We start from the raw sequence: 17,978 nt of genomic DNA on the forward strand, positions 1-17,978 counted from the left end.
CTACAAAAAAAGTCTGTTCCGCTTGGAACAGTTAGGTTTGAAGTATTCGACCCCTTCAACCTGCGTGTGCCATGACAGAACAGACGGTTGCAATGTACTGCTTCCTGGATGATTTTTTGCGCGTCTACCAGCCGCGCTGGTGCGATAAGCGCCGGCATCTTTCGGATGCCGAAGTGCTGACCACGGCATTACTGGCCGCCCGCTTTTTCGGCGGCAATCTGGCCGCCGCCCGGCGCTACATGCAGCAGCATTGGGGCATGAAAGCACTGGACAAAAGCGGCTTCACCCGCCACCTGCACCGCCTGCATGAGCTGTTGAAAAGCGTATTTCTGGCCCTGGGACACCACTTGAAGGCCCTCAATACGCAGGCCCGCTACGTCATCGACTCGTTTCCAGTCGCCGTGTGCGACAACATCCGCATTGCCCGCTGCCGCCTCTTGCAAGGTGAAGCCTATCGGGGCTACTCGGCCAGCAAGCGCCGCTACTTTTATGGCTTCAAGGTCCAACTTGTCATGACCCACGACGGCCTGCCAGTCGAACTCTACATCCATGCCGGCAGCGAAGCCGACATCACCGGCCTGAAGGCCCTCGGACCACAGCTGCCCGAAGGCAGCGTGCTCTACGCCGATGCCGCCTACACCGACTACGAGTGGGAGGACGCCTGGCAGGAAGCCGAACGAGTGGAGTTACAGGCCGACCGGCGTCAGAACAGCACCCGCCCACACGAGCCGTGGCAAAACTTTCTGATTCAATACTTTCGCAAAGGCGTCGAAACCACTATTAGCCAGATTACGGAGCGCTTTCCCAAGTCCATTCACGCCGTTACGGCGCACGGGTTTGCCCTCAAGCTGTTGCTCTTTGTTTTCACCCACACCCTCGCCGAGTTAGGCGCTTAGTCCGCAACTTGGGTTAAAAAGCGGGCCTCATACCGAATTCGGTATGAGGCCCGCTTTTTTATGCCCGAAAATCTACAGGAAGTTGGGACGGTCCAGCTTTTTGGCGATGCGGTAGGCGGCATTCACCAAGCCCACGTGGCTGTAGGCCTGGGGGAAGTTACCCCACTGCGAGCCGGTTTTAGCGTCCACGTCCTCACTCAGCAGGCCGAGGTGGTTGGTGTAGGTGAGCAGTTTTTCGAATTCCGTAATGGCCTCTTCCACCCGGCCCACGCAGGCCAGGGCTTCTACGTACCAGAAGGAACAGATGAGGAAGGTGGTTTCGGGCGTGCCGAAGTCGTCGGCGTGGCGGTAGCGGTAGAACAGGCCCTCGGGCGTTTTAAGCTCCTTTTCCAGGGCCACCAAGTGCTGTCGGGCCCGCTCGGAAGCCGGGTCGAGGTAGCCCATCATAATCAGCTGGATGGTGCTGGCGTCGAGGTGGGGCGAGCCGATGGCGTTGGTGTACGCCTGCCAGTCGGGGCTGTAGCACTGCTCAATCCGCTCGGCGGCGGCCTCATTGAGGCGGGTGGCCAGAGCCTCCATTTCGGCGTTGCCGAGGGCCCGGGCCATCTGGCGGGCGGCGTGGCTGCCGGCCCAGTGGAAGAGGTAGGTGTAGCAGTGGTACTGGGCCAGGTTGCGGAACTCCCAGAGGCCGGCGTCGGGCTGGTCCATGGTGGTCTCAATCAGACGCAGCGCCTCGAACACCAGCTTTTCGGGATTGCGTTGCTCGGGGTTCACAAAGCGCGAGTCCACGTAGAGCGGCAGCAGGGCCACCAGCACCTGTCCGTACACGTCGTTCTGCACGTGGGTGTAGGCGTCGTTGCCGATGCGCACGGGCTGGTTGCCCAGGTAGCCGGCCAGGGGCAGTTCCTCCTCCACCAGCTGCGAGGTGCCGCTGATACCGTACAGGGGCTGGTATTTGTCCTGGATGCTGGTGGAGATGTTGGCGATGTAGTGGAAGTAGCGCTCCAGCTCCTCGAAGTGGCCGATGTTGTTGAAGGCCGTGAGCGTGTAGAACGTGTCGCGCATCCAGCAGTAGCGGTAGTCCCAGTTGCGGGTACTGCCGGGCGCCTCGGGCAGACTGGTGGTGCTGGCCGCAATAATGGCCCCGGTATCCTCGTACTGGTGCACCTTGAGGGCCAGCGCCGACCGGATGACGGCTTCCTGGTGGAAGTTGCTGATGCTGGTACTCTTCACCCAGGTGCGCCAGTATGCTATGGTGCTGCGCAGAAACCGTTCCGCCGTGCTTTCCAGTGGGGCCTCCAGCGGGGCACCATAGGTGAGTACGAGGTACTTGGTTTCGTTGAGGCCGAAGCCTTCCTCGTCGAGCACGTAGGTGAGCGGGATGTTGGTGGTGAGGCGGATTTCTTCCTCCATGCCCAGAAAGGCAATGTGGTTGGAGCTGCGGCGGCGGCTCAGCTCCTGGCGGCCGTAGTCGGCCACGGGGCGGCAGGCTACTTTCACGCGGGGCGTGCCGCTAAGGGGCTCCACCTTGCGAATGAACATCAGGGGCTTGTAGTACCGCTCGTACTGCGAGAAGCGCGGGGCGAAGTCGGTGACGCGGTAGCGGCCCTCGGCGGTGGTAATTTCGGTGGCCAGCACGTTGGTGTTGGGCAGGTAGTACTGCCGGCTCTGGAAGCCGCCCTGCGTAACGGGCCGGATGCTGTACTCGCCGCCCTTGTCCTCATCGAGCAGGCTCCCGAACACGAAGCTGCTGTCGAAGCGGGGCCAGCACAGCCAGCGCACGGCCGTATCGGTCCCGATCAGGCCCAGAAAGGCGCAGTTGCCGATCAGGCCCATATCGTAGGTATGTTTCATCATAGAAAAAGGGGTTACAACGAGAACGTGAGGGCCGCCGTCGCAGCAACGGTCCGGTTCCGTTTACCGTTTCCGGCCCCGGCGGGTTATGCGCCGGTACCACGTGGCGCACTACCCGCCCCCCCCGGACCGGGCCGGCCGAAAAACAATTGCCCTGATTCTGTTTTACTTAGCCTGTTTCTGCATTTTTTTTAGGCCGGCCGCTTGCCCCGAATGAGTTGAGCCGTATCTTTGCACCACCAAAACGGAAAAACGCTTCCGCTTTTAACTGGTCCGTTCGTCTAGGGGTTAGGACAGTAGATTTTCATTCTACCAACAGGGGTTCGATTCCCCTACGGACTACACAAAAGGCTTTTCGCACTGCGCGGAAAGCCTTTTTGCGTTTTGGTCCGGCCCGGGCGGGCGCTAATTTTCCCACGAAAACCGCCCTGCCGCGTGCAACTGCCCGCCCCCGAATCCTACCTTTGCGCGGCTGCCGGTGGGTCGGGAGCCGTTTTCCCTGTTTTTGCCGTGTTTAACTTATCCGGAATTCGTGGGCGGTGGGGCCTGCTGGTCCTGACGTTGATGCTATGTGGGGCCACGCAGGCCTGGGCCCAGCGCCCGCCCCTGCTGCGGGAGTTGAGTCTGCGCACCGATACCTCCACCTTCAGCCTGAGCCGCCATTCGGTGCTGGTGCAGAACGAGCCCCACCTCTACTTCTACTATCATCAGGAAGACGAAACGGCCGAGCTGCGGGTGTACCCCACGGCCCGGGCCGGCAGCGCCCTGCGCCTGCAACGCTCCGCCGACTTCACCCTGCTCGACTCGCTCACGCCCATGGAGGGCGGGCAGTACTACCGGGCCAAGCTACGGTTCAAGGAGTTGAGCGGCAACCGGTTTCTGAGCCTGACGTTTCGCCAGCCGTCGGATTCGGCCAGCTTCGCGCCCCAGACCCAGACGGTAAAGCTGCTGCCCGTCACGCGCACCACCCTCGAATTCCGCCCCGCCGATACGGAGCTGTTCGTGGGCGAGGAGAAGGTGTTCGAGTTCAGCAGCAACAACCCCAAAAACATCCGCGTCAGCACCGAGTGGACCCGGGGCCAGGACATCGACTACCGCCTGGAGCAGGAAAAGGGCACCCTGCGCCTGCACGTGCTGCCCAACGCCCTGGGCACCCGCGCCCTGGTGCTGCGCCCCCAGACCGAGCGGCCCTTCCTCACCGACAACAACCGCCGCGTGACCTACGCGCTGCCTTCGCTGCGCCAGGAGTTCATCGTGAAAGCCTCCCGGCTGCGGTTTCTGAGCGTCGATAAAAAGGAAATTACCCTCGATGAGGACTCGCGCCGCAAGGGCGTGGAGCTGATTCTCGATAACGGGCGCACCTTCAACCTCAAGCGGACCTACCGCATCGAGGACCAGGAGGAAGCCGGCGGGGCCCTGATTGCCGAGCTGTTTACGCGCCAGTACCTGACCAACGACCGGGTGCTGTGCTGGCTGCGCGTGTACAACACCCACCGCCAGACCGATAGCTACCTCTACATCAAGGAAAACGACCAGGCCAAGTACATCACCAACTTCAACATTTCGCCTAAAACGGCCATTACGGCCGTGAGCGTGCGCCACCGCGGCGGCGACTGGACCAGCAACACGGCCGTGAACCCCGGCGAAACCCTGGACGTGCGCCTGGAGGGCGAATCGCTGCTGCGGGGCCGGTTTCACTTCGAGGACGTGCGCGTGATTCCCTCCGACTCCAGCGTGCGCTCCGACGCGGCGGTGGTGTACCGGATTCAGGTGCCCGTGACGTTCGACAAGAAGCGCATTACCATTTTCAACGCCGGCCAGGCCACCGGCCAGACGCTGGCCGTGCGGGAGTTTCAGCGCCCCCACCCCCTCGATTTCGTGGGCGTGACCTTCGGCGAAGCGCCCCGGCCCGTGACCCGCCTCAACGGCCCCATCCTCTACGACCGCACCATCCGCGACGTGGTGTTCAGCTTCAACTCGGGCGCCATCGACGAAGAGCAGCAGCTCTACGGCAAGCAGTACCTGACCTTTGAAATCCGGACCCAGAACGCCAAGGGCGACCTGATTGAAACGCGCACCATCGACAACGTGGTGGTGTGCCCCGACGGCAACTCGGTGCGGGCCGCCTTCTACCAGGACAAGCAGTGCCAGGTGGGCAACCTGAGCCTCAACAACCTCCTGAGCTCCCGCAAAACCTACGACCTCGACGACTGGAGCAAAATCATCATCACCATCCGGCACACCCAGGCCCAGTACCAGGAGCCGGGCTTTACCCAGCGCCTGGAGCTGGTGCTGCAGCGCCGCGTCAAGTTCGATATCGACATCAGCTTTCCGGCTGGCCTGCTCACCAAGCAGCTCACCGGCTCGGTGGACAAGAACAACTACGGGGCCTTCAGCGGCATCAGCCTGGCCACGCTGGCTCAGTTCAGCTTCTACAACCCCAACAAAATCAACAAGCTGCGCCCCTACAAGGTGGGCGCGGGCTTCGTGGCCCTGAACGCGTTCAACCTCAACAACGAAAACCAGAACCGCGACCTGGGCCTGGTGGTGCTGGGCTCGGTGTACCCTACGCGCTCCGATGCCAAGCTCACCTTCCCGCTTTACCTGGGCGGGGGCTACCTGATGAACAACGGTAACTTCTTCTTTCTCTTCGGGCCCGGAATTGGCGTGCGGCTGTAGCCAGAAGCTGGGGCCGCCAGTCAGGACCCGCGGACGGTGGTGTAGCCTCCTTCCGCGGGTCTTGTCGTGGACGGGCCGCGAAACTTATTGCGCCACCCCGCGCTTGTACCCGGCTACCTCTTCCCCTCGGCATGAAACTGCTCTACTCCTACCTGCGCCACTACCGGGGCCTGCTGGCCCTGGCTCTGCTGCTGGCCGCCGTCAACCAGGTTTTTTCCCTGCTCGACCCCTACATCTTCCGCCAGATTATCGACCGCCACGTGGTGAAAGCCGGGGCCAGCGTGCTCGAAACCGGCTTCTGGAATTTCCTGATGGGCGGGGCCGGTCTGCTGATTCTGCAGGCCATGGGCGTGGCCATGGTGAGCCGTATCGCCAAGAACTTCCAGGACTACTACACCAACGTCATCACCCAGCGCCTGGGGGCCGAGCTCTACTCCGACGGCCTGCGCCACTCCCTGGAACTGCCCTACCAGGTGTTCGAGGACCAGCGCTCGGGCGAAACCCTGGGCAAGCTCCAGAAAGTGCGCACCGACGTGGAAAAGCTCATTCAGAGCTTCGTCAACATCCTGTTCATCTCCCTGGTGGGTATCGTGTTTGTGACCTGGTACGCCCTGAGCGTGTACTGGCCCATTGCGGTGGTCTACTTTCTGACCATTCCCCTGCTGGGCTCCCTGAGCTTGTTTCTGAGCAAGCGCATCAAGGTGATTCAGAAGACAATTGTGGCCGAAACCACGGCCCTGGCCGGCTCCACCACCGAGAGCCTGCGCAACATTGAGCTCATTAAAAGCCTGGGGCTGGCCCAGCAGGAAACCCTGCGCCTGAATGCCACGACCGAGAAAATCCTGAAGCTGGAGCTGCGCAAGGTGCGCTACCTGCGCTCCTTGTCGTTTGTGCAGGGCACGTTCGTGAACCTGATGCGCAACGTGATTCTGCTCATGCTGCTGTTTCTGGTGGTGCGCCAGACGATTTCGGTGGGCGAGTTCTTCTCGTTCTTCATTTACTCCTTCGCCATTTTCGGGCCTTTGCAGGAGATGGGCACCATCATCAACATCTACCGCGAAACGGAGGCCTCCCTGGCCAACTACCAGCAGATTCTCGACACGCCCAAGGAAGTCAAGCCAGCCCACCCCAAAACCGTGGAGCACATCGAAACCCTGGCCTTCGACGACGTGCATTTCCAGCACCTCACGGCCAGTTCCCCGGCGCTTGATGGCATTAGTTTCCGTACCAAGCTGGGCGAAACCATTGCTTTCGTGGGTCCTTCGGGCTCGGGCAAAACCACGCTCGTGAAGCTGCTGGTGGGCCTCTACCCGCCCGCCGAGGGTCGGATTCTCTACAACGGCATTCCCGGCCCCGAGCTCGACCTCGATACCCTGCGCGAGCAAATCGGGTTCGTGACCCAGGACACCCAGCTCTTCGCCGGCACCATCCGCGAAAACCTGCGCTTCGTGGCCCCCCACGCCACCGACGAGCAGTGCCTCCAGGCCCTGCACCAGGCCGCCGCCGATTCCCTGCTGGCCCGCGCCCCCCTGGGCCTCGACACGGTGATTGGCGAGGGCGGCGTGAAGGTTTCGGGCGGCGAAAAGCAGCGCCTGAGCATTGCCCGCGCCCTGCTGCGCCGCCCCACCCTGCTCGTCTTCGACGAAGCTACCTCGGCCCTGGACTCGCTCACGGAGGAAGAAATCAGCCAGACGGTGCGCGAGCTTTCGGGCTCCCGCCAGCACATCACCATCCTCATTGCCCACCGCCTGAGCACCATTCTGCACGCCGACCGCATCTTCGTGCTTGAGCGCGGCGCCGTGGCCGAAGCCGGCCGCCACGAGGAGCTGCTGGAGCAGCGCGGCCTCTACTACGCCATGTGGCGCCAGCAAATCGGTGAGCGGCCCCTGGCGGCGGTGAGTCGGTGAATGAGTGAGTGAGTAAGTGAGTGAGTGAATGAGTTGGCGGATGAGTGAACTGCATACGGTACTCGCAGCCCGATTTACCCCAAGCCCCTGGCGTCTGCTGACTTCAGGGGCTTTTTTTCAATCAGGCAGCACGGTGCCGAGCGCGTACCGGCACACTATTTCGGTCCGGGGATTCGTTGGCGGGCATGTTCCATCTTTTTAGGCTGGGGTGGAATAAATTTGGATTCATTGCTGTTTTTCATACAACCCGCCCCGCTCTAACTGGCTCCTCAGCTGCCAGCAGAACGTTGCCAGCCGGCCGCCAGCGCAGGTTGCGCGCGGCCGTTGCGGCAAGGTAGTTGCCTTCCTCTTTTGCACCCTCTACTACCCTTATCCATGACCAACCCTCGCTTTTTCCGGCGGTTAGCCGGTATGCTGCTTACCGGGTGGCTCCTGCTCCCCTCTACTTTCAGCCAGGCTCAGACGGCCAACGGACAGCGCGACGTACTGCGCGAAATCACCGACGTGGTGGGCCTCAAGCCCCGCTTTCAGCTGCGCGCCACCACGGAGGTGCAGAATGCCGCCGCCGTCGTGTATGGTGGGCAGCGCTACCTGCTCTATAACCCGCAATTTGTGGCCGCTGTGAACCGCGCCGGCCGCACCGACTGGGCCGGCATCAGCATTCTGGCCCACGAAATGGGCCACCACCTCAACGGCCACACCCTGCGCGCGGGCGGCTCCAACCCCGCCGACGAGCTGGAGGCCGATGAATTCTCGGGCTTCGTGCTCCGGAAAATGGGCGCCAGTCTGGCCCAGGCTCAGGCCGGCATGGCCGTGGTATCCGATGAGGAGGCCTCGCCTACCCATCCCGGCCGCCGGTCCCGCCTCACGGCCATCGGCCAGGGCTGGCAGCGCGCCAGCCAGCAGATTACGGCCAGCGCCCGCGTGGCCGCCCCTTCTGCCGCGCCGGCTGTTCTGGCTCAGCGTCCGGCCGCCCCGGCGCCGGTCCGCCAGGTGGCCGCCCGTTCGGCTGCGCCAGTCAATGTACTGGGCAAAATCACGTTCCGCGACCAGCCCGACGAGGATTTCTACGTGACCAGCCGCCTGAGCGTGGTGCACCTGGACCGCGACGACCGTACGGCCGAAGTAGTAGGCCGCCTCACCCGCTCCGAAAGCCTGACTTACCCCTACGTGCTGGTCGATGGCCGGCAGCGCCGCCTCTACATCAGCCGCTCCGGCGACATTTTCGACACCAACGGCCGCCAGGTTGCCCAACTCTCGGACCCCTCGTAGTGAGTAGTGAGTAGTGAGTAGTGAGTAGTGAGTAGTGAGTAGTGAGTAGTGAGTAAAAGAACGTCATTCCGCTCAAAATGATGTTCTTTTACTCACTACTCACTACTCACTACTTCAATGCCCGTTTACCCCTTTCTGCTGGTGGATGCGTTTACCGAAACGGCCCTGGGAGGCAACCCCTGCGCCGTGGTGCTGGACGCCGACGACCTGACTGCCGACCAGATGCAGCAGCTGGCCCGGGAGTTCAATCAGTCGGAAACGGCTTTTGTGCGCCGCTCGGCGGTGGCCGAATTCGGGGTGCACTACTTCACGCCGGGCGAGGAAATTCCGCTGGCCGGCCACCCCACCATTGCTACCATCACGGCCCTGCTGCACACCGGCCGCCTGCCCCGGCCCACCCACTCAACGGCTGCGCTGGCCCTGGAGCTCCGCGACGGGCCCGTGGCCATTACCGTGGCCCCGGCCGCCGGGGGGCAGCCCCACCTGATTAACATGGCCCAGCGCCGGCCGGAGTTTGGCCAGCTGCACGAGCCGGCCGTAGTGTTGGCGTTTTTTGGCCTGGAACCCGACGATTTACTGCCCGGGGCCGTGGTGCAGACGGTGAGTACCGGCACGCCCCAGCTTATGGTACCGCTGCGGGATGCCGCCGCCCTGCGCCGGGCCCACCTCGCCGACCCGGCCGGGCTGGAGGCCTACCGCCGCGCCACCGGCTTTTTCAGCTCCCACCTGTTCTGCCTCACGGGCGCCCCCCCCGCCGGCACCACCTTCGCCCGCCACTTCTGCACCCCGCCCGATTTGCCCGAGGACCCCGTCACGGGCTCCGCCACCGGCGGTATGGCCGCCTACCTCTGGCATTACGGCCTACTGACGGAGCCCACCTTCGTGGCCGAGCAGGGCCATTGGATGGGCCGGCCCGGAACAGTGCAGGTGCGCGTGGAAGGACCGCCGACGGACATCCGCACCGTGCACATTGGCGGAACCGGCGTCGTGATTGTGCAGGGCGAGCTGCGGCTTTGAGCCGGGCGAGCGGGCGTAACCCAACCCGGCATCTGCCTGTTGCGTTGGGAAACCGGCCGCTTCGGCCTGCTGCCCTGCCCTATTAGCCTCTCCATGCCCGAATTGCCCGAAGTTGAAACCTACCGCCGCTTTATTGATGAGCTGGCGGTTCACCAATCCATTGTTGCCTTTGAAGTGAAGGACGCCCACGTGCTGGGCACCGCCGAAGACACGCTGCGCCGCGCGCTGGTGGGCCGCACCATCATCGGAACCGGGCGCTTGGGCAAGAACTGCTTTCTGCTGCTCGACGAGGGGCCCGTGCTGGTGCTGCACTTCGGCATGACCGGCGACGTGGGCGCCTACCGCGACGAGGCCGATGCGCCCCGCTTCACCCGCGTAGCTCTGCACCTGGCGTCCGGTCTGCGCCTGGCCTTCATCGACCCGCGTAAGTTTGGCCGCATCCGGCTGGCCGAAAGCGTGGCCGCCTACCGCCAGGCCAAGAAGCTGGGTCCCGATGCGCTGGAACTCACCGCCGCCGAGCTGCAGGAAAAGCTGGGCCGGCGCAAAACGCTCCTCAAGCCCCTGCTGCTCGACCAAAGTCTGACGGCCGGTCTGGGCAACTGGATTGTGGATGAAGTGCTGTTCCAGGCTAAAGTTCACCCCGAGCGCGTGGCCAACACCCTCACGCCCGCCGAAATCAAACGCCTGCACGCGGCTATACAGCTGGTGTTGCGCACCGCCATTGCCCACGAGGCCAACTACCGCGACTTCCCCGCCAGCTTCCTTATTCACGCCCGCGAATGGGACGATTCTGCTACGCCCGGCACCGACCAGCACCACTTCTGCCCCCGGCACCCCGGCACCCCAATAGCAAAAAGCTACGTTGGAGGCCGGGCTACCTACACCTGCCCCCGCTGCCAACCGGAAATTGGATAATCGCATAGTACAATTCACCCCATCTGAAGCCCGTTAGCAGCTCGCTAGTGGGCTTTTTTATTTTTCCGTGATTTAATCATCACGTTATCAAGAAAATAGGCCAAATATTGCATCAAATGGATACATCGTATTACAAATCGACCATTTTTCATAAGCTACTGAACAACTACGATTTATAAATAGTTAGATTTGCACAGCGGCAGAAACCAAGCTGCCGGAGTAGTACAGAAGTTGGACGTTAGCAGGGAGGCATAAGCCATGGAGAAACTACCCCCGCCAGCGTAAGGTTGAACATTTACCCAAACCCGTTTTCATGAAGAAACTGCCCGTAATCCTGAGCCTGTTGGCTAGCACCCTGGTGTTTGCCTCCTGTGAGAAAGAGATTGAAGAGTTGAAAGACCCCGCCCAGGACGTGACAGCGGCTGCTACGCAGTCGAAACCGGAGTTGCTGGCCGCCGGCCCCTGGCACCTGACCAGCCTCACGCTGGCTACCGCCACCAAATCGGACGCCGCGCCCACTGCCGTTGATATTTTGCCCCGCCTGAAAGCCGCCCAGCGCGATAACCTGCACACCTTCAAGGCCGACGGCACCTTCGTATTGGATGAGGCCGCCGTGAAGGCCTTCGCCGAAGCCCCTCAGCAGCTGACCGGCTCCTGGAAACTCACCGGCGACTCGCTCACGGTGGCCCAGCCCGACGTAACCCGTCACTTTTTGGTGGAGGAGCTCAGCGCTACTACCCTGCGCGTGCGCCTCACCCAGCCCGGCGAACAGGGTGCTACCACCTACACTTCGGTGTTTGCCCACTAAACTTCCCTCTTGCAGAGCTATGAAAACAACGAAGCCCGGCCAGTTTGGCCGGGCTTCGTTGCGGTTCGGGGCGGGCGGCGGGTCCATTCGGCAGGCCCCGTTTACAGTTCGTTGTTGTCGGCGGCGGCCTGCTGCGTGAGGGCAGTCAGCCAGGAAGGGCTGGCTTCAGACTGGCTTTCGTAGCCGAAGCGCCGCTCATTGCCCATCAGGTCGGCGGGACCGGGCAGGGCGCGGTTGAGCCAGCTCAGCACGTTGGCGGTGGTGCCGGGCAGCAGGCCATGAAAGGCGGCCAGCAGCTTGGCCGGCAGCCCCAGCATCACCTCGGCCTCGCCGCGGCGGCAGGCATTCCAGATTTCGCGGCCGGCCCGCTCCGCATCCATCGATACGGCCGGCAGCGAGTCGGCAATACTGAACCAGGCGTATTCCTTTTCGTGCTGCCCCTTGAGCGTGGCGTTGCGGGGGCTACCGGTGCGCATCAGGCCGGGGCAGACGGTGGTTACCTGGATTCCATACTGGAGCAGTTCGGCCCGGAATCCTTCCGAGAGGCCCACCAGGGCAAACTTACCGGCGCTGTAGGGCACCAGGTGGGGCACGGCCACCTTGCCGCCCACGGAGGCAATGTTCACGATGCGGCCCTCGCCCCGGCGGCGCATGTCGGGCAGTACGGCCTGCATGGCGTGCAGCGGGGCCCAGAAGTGCACGTTCAGCGAGTCTTCGTAATCGCGCACCTCCATGTGGTTGAGGGCCCCCACGCTGATGATGCCGGCATTGTTGACGAGCACATCGATGCTGCCCAACTGGTGCTGCACGGTCGCGACCATGGCCCGCACTTCCTCCGCGTTGGTCAGGTCGTGGGCCAGGGCCAGCACATCGGCCCCGGTGGCGGCCAGCTCCTGGCGGGCGCGGGCCAGCTCTTCGGGGTCGCGGGCGCAGATGGCGACCCGGGCGCCTTCGGCTACAGCCTGCCGGGCCAGAATCAGGCCCAGCCCCCGGGAGCCACCCGTGATGAGCACCACGCGGCCGGCCAGCGTGTAGTCACCGCGGCGGTTGGCGTAGAGAGATGCGGCCAGCAGCCCGGCGGCCCCGGCCGCGGCCAGCAGCCAGGATGTACGGGTATCGGATTTCATAACGAGCGGGAAGAAAGTGGGAGAGGGAATATAGGGAGTAAGGAATTTTGCCCCCAAAGGTTGCGGGCTCATCGGCCGGAACCGGTATTTTTGCGGCTGGTTCGGAATAAACCGGCGTTCCGGGACGTTGACAGGGCAGCGCCGGCAAAGCTGGCACCATCTTTACTACGGCTGCGGCCCCGGCCAGCCCCGGCCGGCTTCCCTTTTCTGCTTTTCCTTCCCAACGTATGAAAACCCCTTTGCTCCTGGCTCTGCTGACCCTGACAGCCTCCCCGGCCTTGTTGGCGCAATCCTCGGCCCGGCCCAAACCTCAGCCCCGCCCGGTGGCCGCCGCGCCCGCCGCCGCTCCGGTCCTCAACGAAGACCAGATTGCCACCCGCGCCCAGGCCCTGACGGTCAACATGCAAAAGGCGCTCGGCCTGAACCCGCAGCAGACGGAGCGCGTGGGCCAGATCAACCTGCTCAGCGTGCGGAACGTGGAAACCGCCCGCCAGAAGTACCGCCGCGACGTGCGCAAAATGGCCGGCGTGGTGGACGATATCGGCCAGTCGCGCCTGGAGATGCTCAAGGAGGTGCTCACCCCCGCCCAGTTCGATAAGTACCAGCGCAAGCGCGAAGAGAAAATGGGCGTGCCCAGCGCCCCCGCCAGCCAGGGCAACCCCGCCCCCGGTCTGCCGGGCTATTAGAGGTGAAATGGTGAGATAGTGAAATGGTGAGTTTGATATTCAGCTGGACCTGATTGCGCCACTTGCGCCATTGGGGCCAGCTGAACATCAAACTCACCATTTCACTATCTCACCATTTCACTATCTCACCATCTCACTATCTCACCATTTCACTATCTCACCATCTCACCTCACCGAATACCTGCCAGCCGAGCTTGAGGATGAAGGCGGTGACGACTACCAGGAACAGTACCCGCACGAAGCCCGTGCCGTAGCGCAGGGCCAGGTTGGCCCCGATGGTAGAGCCGGCTATGTTGCTGGCGGCCATGGGCAGGGCCACGGCCCACAGAATCTGACCGGTGTAGGAAAAATAAGCCAGCGCGGCCAGGTTGGTGGCCACGTTCACCAGTTTAGCGGAGGCCGAGGACGTGATGAAATCGTAGCCGAACAGGCCCACGAAGGCAAACAGCAGGAAGGAACCCGTGCCAGGACCGAAAAACCCGTCGTAGAACCCGATGACCAGGCCCACGGCCGCCCCATAGAGTGGCTCCCGGTCGGCGGGCAGGCGCGGGGCGTGGATGGCGCCGAAATCCTTGCGCCAGAAGGTATAGATGGCAATAAGGACCAGCAGGCCCAGCACCAGCGGGGGCAGCAGCTCCTGGGGCAGGCGGCTGACCACCCGCGCCCCCAGAAACGAAAACACGCCCGCCACGGCCGCCGCCGTGCCCACGGCCCGCCACCGCACCGGCACCTGCCCGGCGTAGCGCCGCAGCGCCGCCGCCGTGCCCATCAGCGACGACACCTTGCCCGTCCCCAGAATGGTCGGCACGGGCGTGCCCTTGAGCAGCAGCAGCATGGCCGGCAGCTGAATCAGCCCGCCCCCGCCCACCACGGCATCCACCAAACCAGCCAGAAAGGCAAATACACACAGCAGGGCAATCGTAGTGGCAGTCAGCATAGGGCCGCGAAGGTACTTCGCAGTTGTTGGTTGTTGGTTGTTGGTTGTTGGTTGTTAGAAGAAGGAACGTCATTCTGAGCAGAGCGAAGAATCTCGCGTGCTGATGTTGCCACGCTATTCAGACGTCAGCACGCGAGATTCCTCGGCTGCGGCTTCGCCTTCGCTCGGAATGACGTTCCTGACAACCAACAACTGACAACTGACAACTGACAACTGACAACCAACAACTGGCAACTGGCAGCTGACAAGCCCGTACAGCTTGGGCTATGACCGAAGAACTCACGCACCGGCAGAAAATGCTCACGTTTGGCGGCGTGCTGCTGGCCATGTTTCTGGGGGCCCTCGACCAGACCATCGTCAGCACGGCGCTGCCGCGCATTGTGGCCGATTTGCACGGTCTGGACCGCTTTACCTGGGTGGCCACGGCCTATCTGGTGGCCAGCACGGCGCTGGTGCCCATCTACGGCAAGCTGGCCGATACCTACTCCCGGCGCACCATCGAAATTGTGGCCGTGAGCGTGTTCCTGCTGGGCTCCATGCTCTGCGGACTGGCCGGCGAATTCGGCCCGCTGCCGTTGCTTGGCGACGGGATGATGCAGCTGATTGTGTTCCGGGCCGTGCAGGGCCTGGGCGGAGCCGGACTGTTCGCCATGGCCTTCATCGTCATTGCCGATCTGTTTCCGCCGGCCGAGCGGGGCCGCTACCAGGGGTTCGTGGGCGCGGTATTCGGCACGTCGTCGGTGCTGGGGCCGTTTCTGGGCGGGTTTCTGACCGACAACGGTACCGACCTGATTCCGGGCGTGGCGGGCTGGCGGCTGGTGTTCTACGTGAACCTGCCCCTGGGCGCACTGGCCCTCTGGTTCATCCTGACCCAAATGCCCCCGCTACGCCCCCGCACCGAGCGCCGCCGCCTCGACTACCTCTCCATGCTGCTGTTGCTGCTGGGACTGGGGCCGTTGGTAGTGGGGCTGCAACTCAATAAAAACGAGTATGGCTGGGGCCATCCGCTCACGCTGGGCCTGCTGGGCGGCGCCCTACTGATGCTCACGCTGTTCGTACGCCGCAGCCTGCGCCATCCCAACCCCATTCTGGCCTTCAGTTTGTTCCACAACCCGGTGTTTCGCACGGCCAACGCGGCCCTGTTTCTGCTGGGCGGAGCGTTTCTGGGCCTTATCATCTTCGAGCCCCTGTTCATGGTCAACGTGCTGGGCGAGTCGGCCACCCGGGCCGGGGTGAGTCTGATTCCGCTCTCGATGGGCGTGGTCACGGGCTCGTTGCTGGCCGGCCAGATGGTGTCGCGCTACGGCCACTATAAGCGCTGGATGCTGGCCGGGCTGGTGGTGCTGATGGCCGGCCTCGGCCTGCTGGCCACCATGCCGGCCACCGTCAGCTACGGGCAGGTGCTGACCTACCTGCTGATTTGCGGAGTGGGCCTGGGGCCGAGCATGCCGCTCTACACGCTGGCCATTCAGAACGCGGTAGAGCCCCAGCTTATCGGTCAGGCCACCTCAGCCAGCCAGTTTTTCCGGCAGATTGGCGGGGCCATTGCCGCCTCCATCCTGGGCACCATCCTGACGCTGGGCCTGAGCAGCGCCCTGCCCGCCGCCGGTCCGGCCGGCGGCACCGCCCCCTCGGCCGCTACGGCCGCCGTGGGAGAAGGCGTGGGCCTGGAAACGGCCGGCGAGGCGCCCTTGTCGCCGGAACTGCGGACCGCGTTTTCCCGCGCTATTTCCCAGGTTTACCTCGTGACGCTGCTGCTGGTGGCGGGCGGATTTCTGATGACGCTGTTCGTTCCCGAGCTACCGCTGCGCAAGTCCAATGAGGAGGGACAAGCGCAGCCGGCGCTGGAGTAGCTGCCCCGGCGCGCTATCTTCATGGCTTTGGTTTTCGATTTTACTTATGACGGGTCCTGATCCTGCCACACTGCACCCGCTGCCCCACCACCGCCGGCTGGTGTTCCTGCGCAACCTCATCACCCGGCCCACCATCGAGGTGGGCGACTATACCTATTATGACGATTTCGAGGACCCCGCCAACTTCGAGCGCAACGTGCTCTACCACTTCGATTTCATCGGCGACCGGCTCATTATCGGCAATTTCTGCGCCCTGGCCTCCGGGGTAAAGTTCATCATGAACGGGGGCAACCACGAAACCACGCCCGTTTCCACCTTTCCGTTCGCCATTTTCGGCCACGGCTGGGAAGCGGCCATGAACGGGCAGTCGGTGGCGGAGAAATACCCCTCGAAGGGCGATACGGTAGTGGGCCACGACGTCTGGATCGGGCACGAGGCCACCATCATGCCCGGCATCCGCATCGGCAACGGGGCGGTGGTGGCGGCCAAAGCGGTGGTTACGCGGCCCGTGCCGGCCTATGCCGTGGTGGCTGGCAACCCCGCCACGGTAGTGCGCTACCGGTTCGGGCCCGACACCATTGCCCGCCTCGAAAAGCTGGCGTGGTGGTTCTGGCCGGCCGAGAAAATCACCCGTCACCTGGCCCTGCTGACTGCGGCCGACGTGGCGGCACTGGAGCAGGCCGAGTAGGCCCGCGGGGCCGGGGCCGCAAACTACTTCCGGCCGGGCGGTGTTATACCACCTGCCGCTGCCTGATTCCGGGCGGGGCCCTTGCCTTGATTCTACGCATGCCTACTAACCATAACCTTCAACTCAGCGTGCTCGACCAGTCGCCGGTGCCGTTGGGGCGCACCCCGCGCGAAGCCCTGCAGCACACCGTGGAGCTGGCCCGCCTCACCGACCGCCTCGGCTTCACCCGTTTCTGGGTTTCGGAGCACCACAATTCCCGTACCCTGGCCGGCTCCGCGCCGGAAGTGCTGCTGGCCCGCCTCGGGGCCGAAACCAGCCGCATCCGCCTGGGTTCGGGCGGGGTGATGCTGCCCCATTACTCGGCCCTGAAAGTGGCCGAAAACTTCCGCCTGCTCGAAGCCCTCTACCCCGGCCGCCTCGACCTGGGCATCGGGCGCGCCCCGGGCACCGACCGCGTCACGGCCCACGCCCTCAACCCCCACAACCAGTTCCGCGACGAGGACTTCGCCGAGCAGCTCATGGACCTGCGCGCCTACCTGCGCGACGAGGTGGTGGCCGACACCATTCACGCCCGGGTGAAGGCCGCCCCCTTCGTGGATACGGTGCCGGAACTGTGGCTGCTGAGCTCCAGCGGACAGAGCGGCCTGTTTGCGGCCCACGTGGGGGCGGCCTTCAGCTTCGCTCACTTCATCAACCCCAGCGGCGGGCCCAAAATGGTGGAGCTGTACCGGGAGCGGTTCCGCCCTTCGCCCGAGCTGGCCGCGCCCCAGGCCAACGTGGCCATTTTCGTGGTCTGCGCCGATACCGCCGGCCGGGCCCAGCTGCTGGCCGATAACCTGGCTCTGCAGATGCTCAAGCTCGAAACCGGCCAGTACACACCCATCGAAGCCGCCGAAACGCTAAACGTGGCCGCCCTTTCGGCCGATCTGCGGGCCCGTTTGGACTACCACCACCAGCGCATCATCAGCGGCACGCCGGACAAGGTGAAAGCCGAAATCGGGGAGCTGGCCGCCCGCTACGGCGTGGAGGAAGTGGTAGCCGTGACCATCACCCACGACTACGACGACCGGCTCCGCTCCTACGAGCTGCTGGCCGACGCCTTCGCCCTGTCCTCGGCGCCGGCCGGGCCGGCCCAGCCAGCCTGGGCCCTGAGCTAAACGCCCGCCTGCGTTCCTACTCCAACGCCCGACCGCAAGGCCGGGCGTTGCTGTTTCTGCCCCCTGCACCCAGTCACTCAAAAAAACATCTACCTGACTTACAGGCGATTTTGCAAACAGACCCCTAGTATTAAATTCTTTATTTTGAATCTATCTAAATAGACCTCAGCTTTGCATTGTTT

Annotated in this window: 14 protein-coding genes and 1 tRNA gene; 12 read left to right on the forward strand and 3 right to left on the reverse strand. The window is 63.5% G+C overall.

What is annotated here, in order from left to right; translation table 11 throughout:
* Positions 1-71: 71 nt before the first annotated feature.
* Entirely contained in the window at positions 72-896 is an 825-nt protein-coding gene (locus tag KLP40_RS05455) for an IS982 family transposase (protein ID WP_215592715.1), read from the forward strand.
* Positions 897-968: 72 nt separating this feature from the next.
* Here the strand turns inward: KLP40_RS05455 and KLP40_RS05460 are convergent, their stop codons facing one another.
* On the reverse strand, positions 969-2,753 hold the full coding sequence (locus KLP40_RS05460; protein WP_215592716.1) for a glycoside hydrolase family 15 protein: 1,785 nt from the start codon (positions 2,751-2,753) through the stop codon (positions 969-971).
* A 267-nt stretch (positions 2,754-3,020) separates the two neighbouring features.
* Between KLP40_RS05460 and KLP40_RS05465 the strand changes: the two genes are divergently transcribed.
* The 7 genes from KLP40_RS05465 (at position 3,021) to KLP40_RS05495 (ending at position 11,348) form a co-directional block, all read left to right on the forward strand.
* Positions 3,021-3,092: transfer RNA gene (locus KLP40_RS05465), tRNA-Glu, on the forward strand.
* 168 nt (positions 3,093-3,260) lie between these two features.
* Complete coding sequence (locus KLP40_RS05470) at positions 3,261-5,429, forward strand: hypothetical protein (RefSeq protein ID WP_215592717.1); 2,169 nt, start codon at positions 3,261-3,263, stop codon at positions 5,427-5,429.
* Between the two features lie 131 nt (positions 5,430-5,560).
* Complete coding sequence (locus KLP40_RS05475; RefSeq protein ID WP_215592718.1) at positions 5,561-7,336, forward strand: ABC transporter ATP-binding protein; 1,776 nt, start codon at positions 5,561-5,563, stop codon at positions 7,334-7,336.
* Positions 7,337-7,711: 375 nt separating this feature from the next.
* The gene (locus KLP40_RS05480; protein ID WP_215592719.1) at positions 7,712-8,608 is read left to right on the forward strand and encodes a M48 family metalloprotease; all 897 of its coding nucleotides are present in this window, start codon (positions 7,712-7,714) and stop codon (positions 8,606-8,608) included.
* 117 nt (positions 8,609-8,725) lie between these two features.
* On the forward strand, positions 8,726-9,625 hold the full coding sequence (locus KLP40_RS05485; protein ID WP_215592721.1) for a PhzF family phenazine biosynthesis protein: 900 nt from the start codon (positions 8,726-8,728) through the stop codon (positions 9,623-9,625).
* A gap of 93 nt (positions 9,626-9,718) precedes the next feature.
* Positions 9,719-10,540 (forward strand): DNA-formamidopyrimidine glycosylase, encoded by an 822-nt coding sequence (mutM, locus tag KLP40_RS05490; RefSeq protein ID WP_215592723.1) that lies wholly within the window; start codon positions 9,719-9,721, stop codon positions 10,538-10,540.
* 313 nt (positions 10,541-10,853) lie between these two features.
* On the forward strand, positions 10,854-11,348 hold the full coding sequence (locus KLP40_RS05495) for a DUF5004 domain-containing protein (protein WP_215592724.1): 495 nt from the start codon (positions 10,854-10,856) through the stop codon (positions 11,346-11,348).
* A 101-nt stretch (positions 11,349-11,449) separates the two neighbouring features.
* On the opposite strand, the gene KLP40_RS05500 is transcribed toward KLP40_RS05495, so the two are convergent.
* Positions 11,450-12,475, reverse strand: coding sequence for an SDR family NAD(P)-dependent oxidoreductase (locus KLP40_RS05500; protein WP_215592725.1), 1,026 nt, complete (start codon positions 12,473-12,475; stop codon positions 11,450-11,452).
* A 227-nt stretch (positions 12,476-12,702) separates the two neighbouring features.
* Between KLP40_RS05500 and KLP40_RS05505 the strand changes: the two genes are divergently transcribed.
* Positions 12,703-13,161, forward strand: coding sequence for a hypothetical protein (locus tag KLP40_RS05505; RefSeq protein WP_215592726.1), 459 nt, complete (start codon positions 12,703-12,705; stop codon positions 13,159-13,161).
* Positions 13,162-13,318: 157 nt separating this feature from the next.
* Here the strand turns inward: KLP40_RS05505 and KLP40_RS05510 are convergent, their stop codons facing one another.
* Positions 13,319-14,098, reverse strand: a complete 780-nt coding sequence (locus KLP40_RS05510) for a sulfite exporter TauE/SafE family protein (RefSeq protein WP_215592727.1) — start codon at positions 14,096-14,098, stop codon at positions 13,319-13,321.
* A 266-nt stretch (positions 14,099-14,364) separates the two neighbouring features.
* Here KLP40_RS05510 and KLP40_RS05515 point away from each other — a divergent pair, with 266 nt between their 5' ends.
* From KLP40_RS05515 to KLP40_RS05525, 3 genes are all read left to right on the forward strand, one after another.
* Positions 14,365-15,951 (forward strand): MDR family MFS transporter, encoded by a 1,587-nt coding sequence (locus KLP40_RS05515; protein WP_246558643.1) that lies wholly within the window; start codon positions 14,365-14,367, stop codon positions 15,949-15,951.
* Between the two features lie 46 nt (positions 15,952-15,997).
* Positions 15,998-16,639, forward strand: a complete 642-nt coding sequence (locus KLP40_RS05520; RefSeq protein WP_215592728.1) for a CatB-related O-acetyltransferase — start codon at positions 15,998-16,000, stop codon at positions 16,637-16,639.
* Positions 16,640-16,737: 98 nt separating this feature from the next.
* Positions 16,738-17,796, forward strand: a complete 1,059-nt coding sequence (locus KLP40_RS05525; protein WP_215592730.1) for an LLM class flavin-dependent oxidoreductase — start codon at positions 16,738-16,740, stop codon at positions 17,794-17,796.
* Positions 17,797-17,978 lie beyond the last annotated feature (182 nt).

Source organism: Hymenobacter piscis, from assembly GCF_018760735.1.
Lineage (GTDB): Bacteria > Bacteroidota > Bacteroidia > Cytophagales > Hymenobacteraceae > Hymenobacter > Hymenobacter piscis.

Bases quoted from the DNA above. Each gene is read 5' to 3' on its own strand.
- KLP40_RS05455 (WP_215592715.1), top strand. From the start codon at position 72: ATGACAGAACAGACGGTTGCAATGTACTGCTTCCTGGATGATTTTTTG.
- KLP40_RS05460 (WP_215592716.1), bottom strand. From the start codon at position 2,753: ATGATGAAACATACCTACGATATGGGCCTGATCGGCAACTGCGCCTTT.
- KLP40_RS05475 (WP_215592718.1), top strand. From the start codon at position 5,561: ATGAAACTGCTCTACTCCTACCTGCGCCACTACCGGGGCCTGCTGGCC.
- KLP40_RS05480 (WP_215592719.1), top strand. From the start codon at position 7,712: ATGACCAACCCTCGCTTTTTCCGGCGGTTAGCCGGTATGCTGCTTACC.
- KLP40_RS05485 (WP_215592721.1), top strand. From the start codon at position 8,726: ATGCCCGTTTACCCCTTTCTGCTGGTGGATGCGTTTACCGAAACGGCC.
- mutM (WP_215592723.1), top strand. From the start codon at position 9,719: ATGCCCGAATTGCCCGAAGTTGAAACCTACCGCCGCTTTATTGATGAG.
- KLP40_RS05495 (WP_215592724.1), top strand. From the start codon at position 10,854: ATGAAGAAACTGCCCGTAATCCTGAGCCTGTTGGCTAGCACCCTGGTG.
- KLP40_RS05500 (WP_215592725.1), bottom strand. From the start codon at position 12,475: ATGAAATCCGATACCCGTACATCCTGGCTGCTGGCCGCGGCCGGGGCC.
- KLP40_RS05505 (WP_215592726.1), top strand. From the start codon at position 12,703: ATGAAAACCCCTTTGCTCCTGGCTCTGCTGACCCTGACAGCCTCCCCG.
- KLP40_RS05510 (WP_215592727.1), bottom strand. From the start codon at position 14,098: ATGCTGACTGCCACTACGATTGCCCTGCTGTGTGTATTTGCCTTTCTG.
- KLP40_RS05515 (WP_246558643.1), top strand. From the start codon at position 14,365: ATGACCGAAGAACTCACGCACCGGCAGAAAATGCTCACGTTTGGCGGC.
- KLP40_RS05520 (WP_215592728.1), top strand. From the start codon at position 15,998: ATGACGGGTCCTGATCCTGCCACACTGCACCCGCTGCCCCACCACCGC.
- KLP40_RS05525 (WP_215592730.1), top strand. From the start codon at position 16,738: ATGCCTACTAACCATAACCTTCAACTCAGCGTGCTCGACCAGTCGCCG.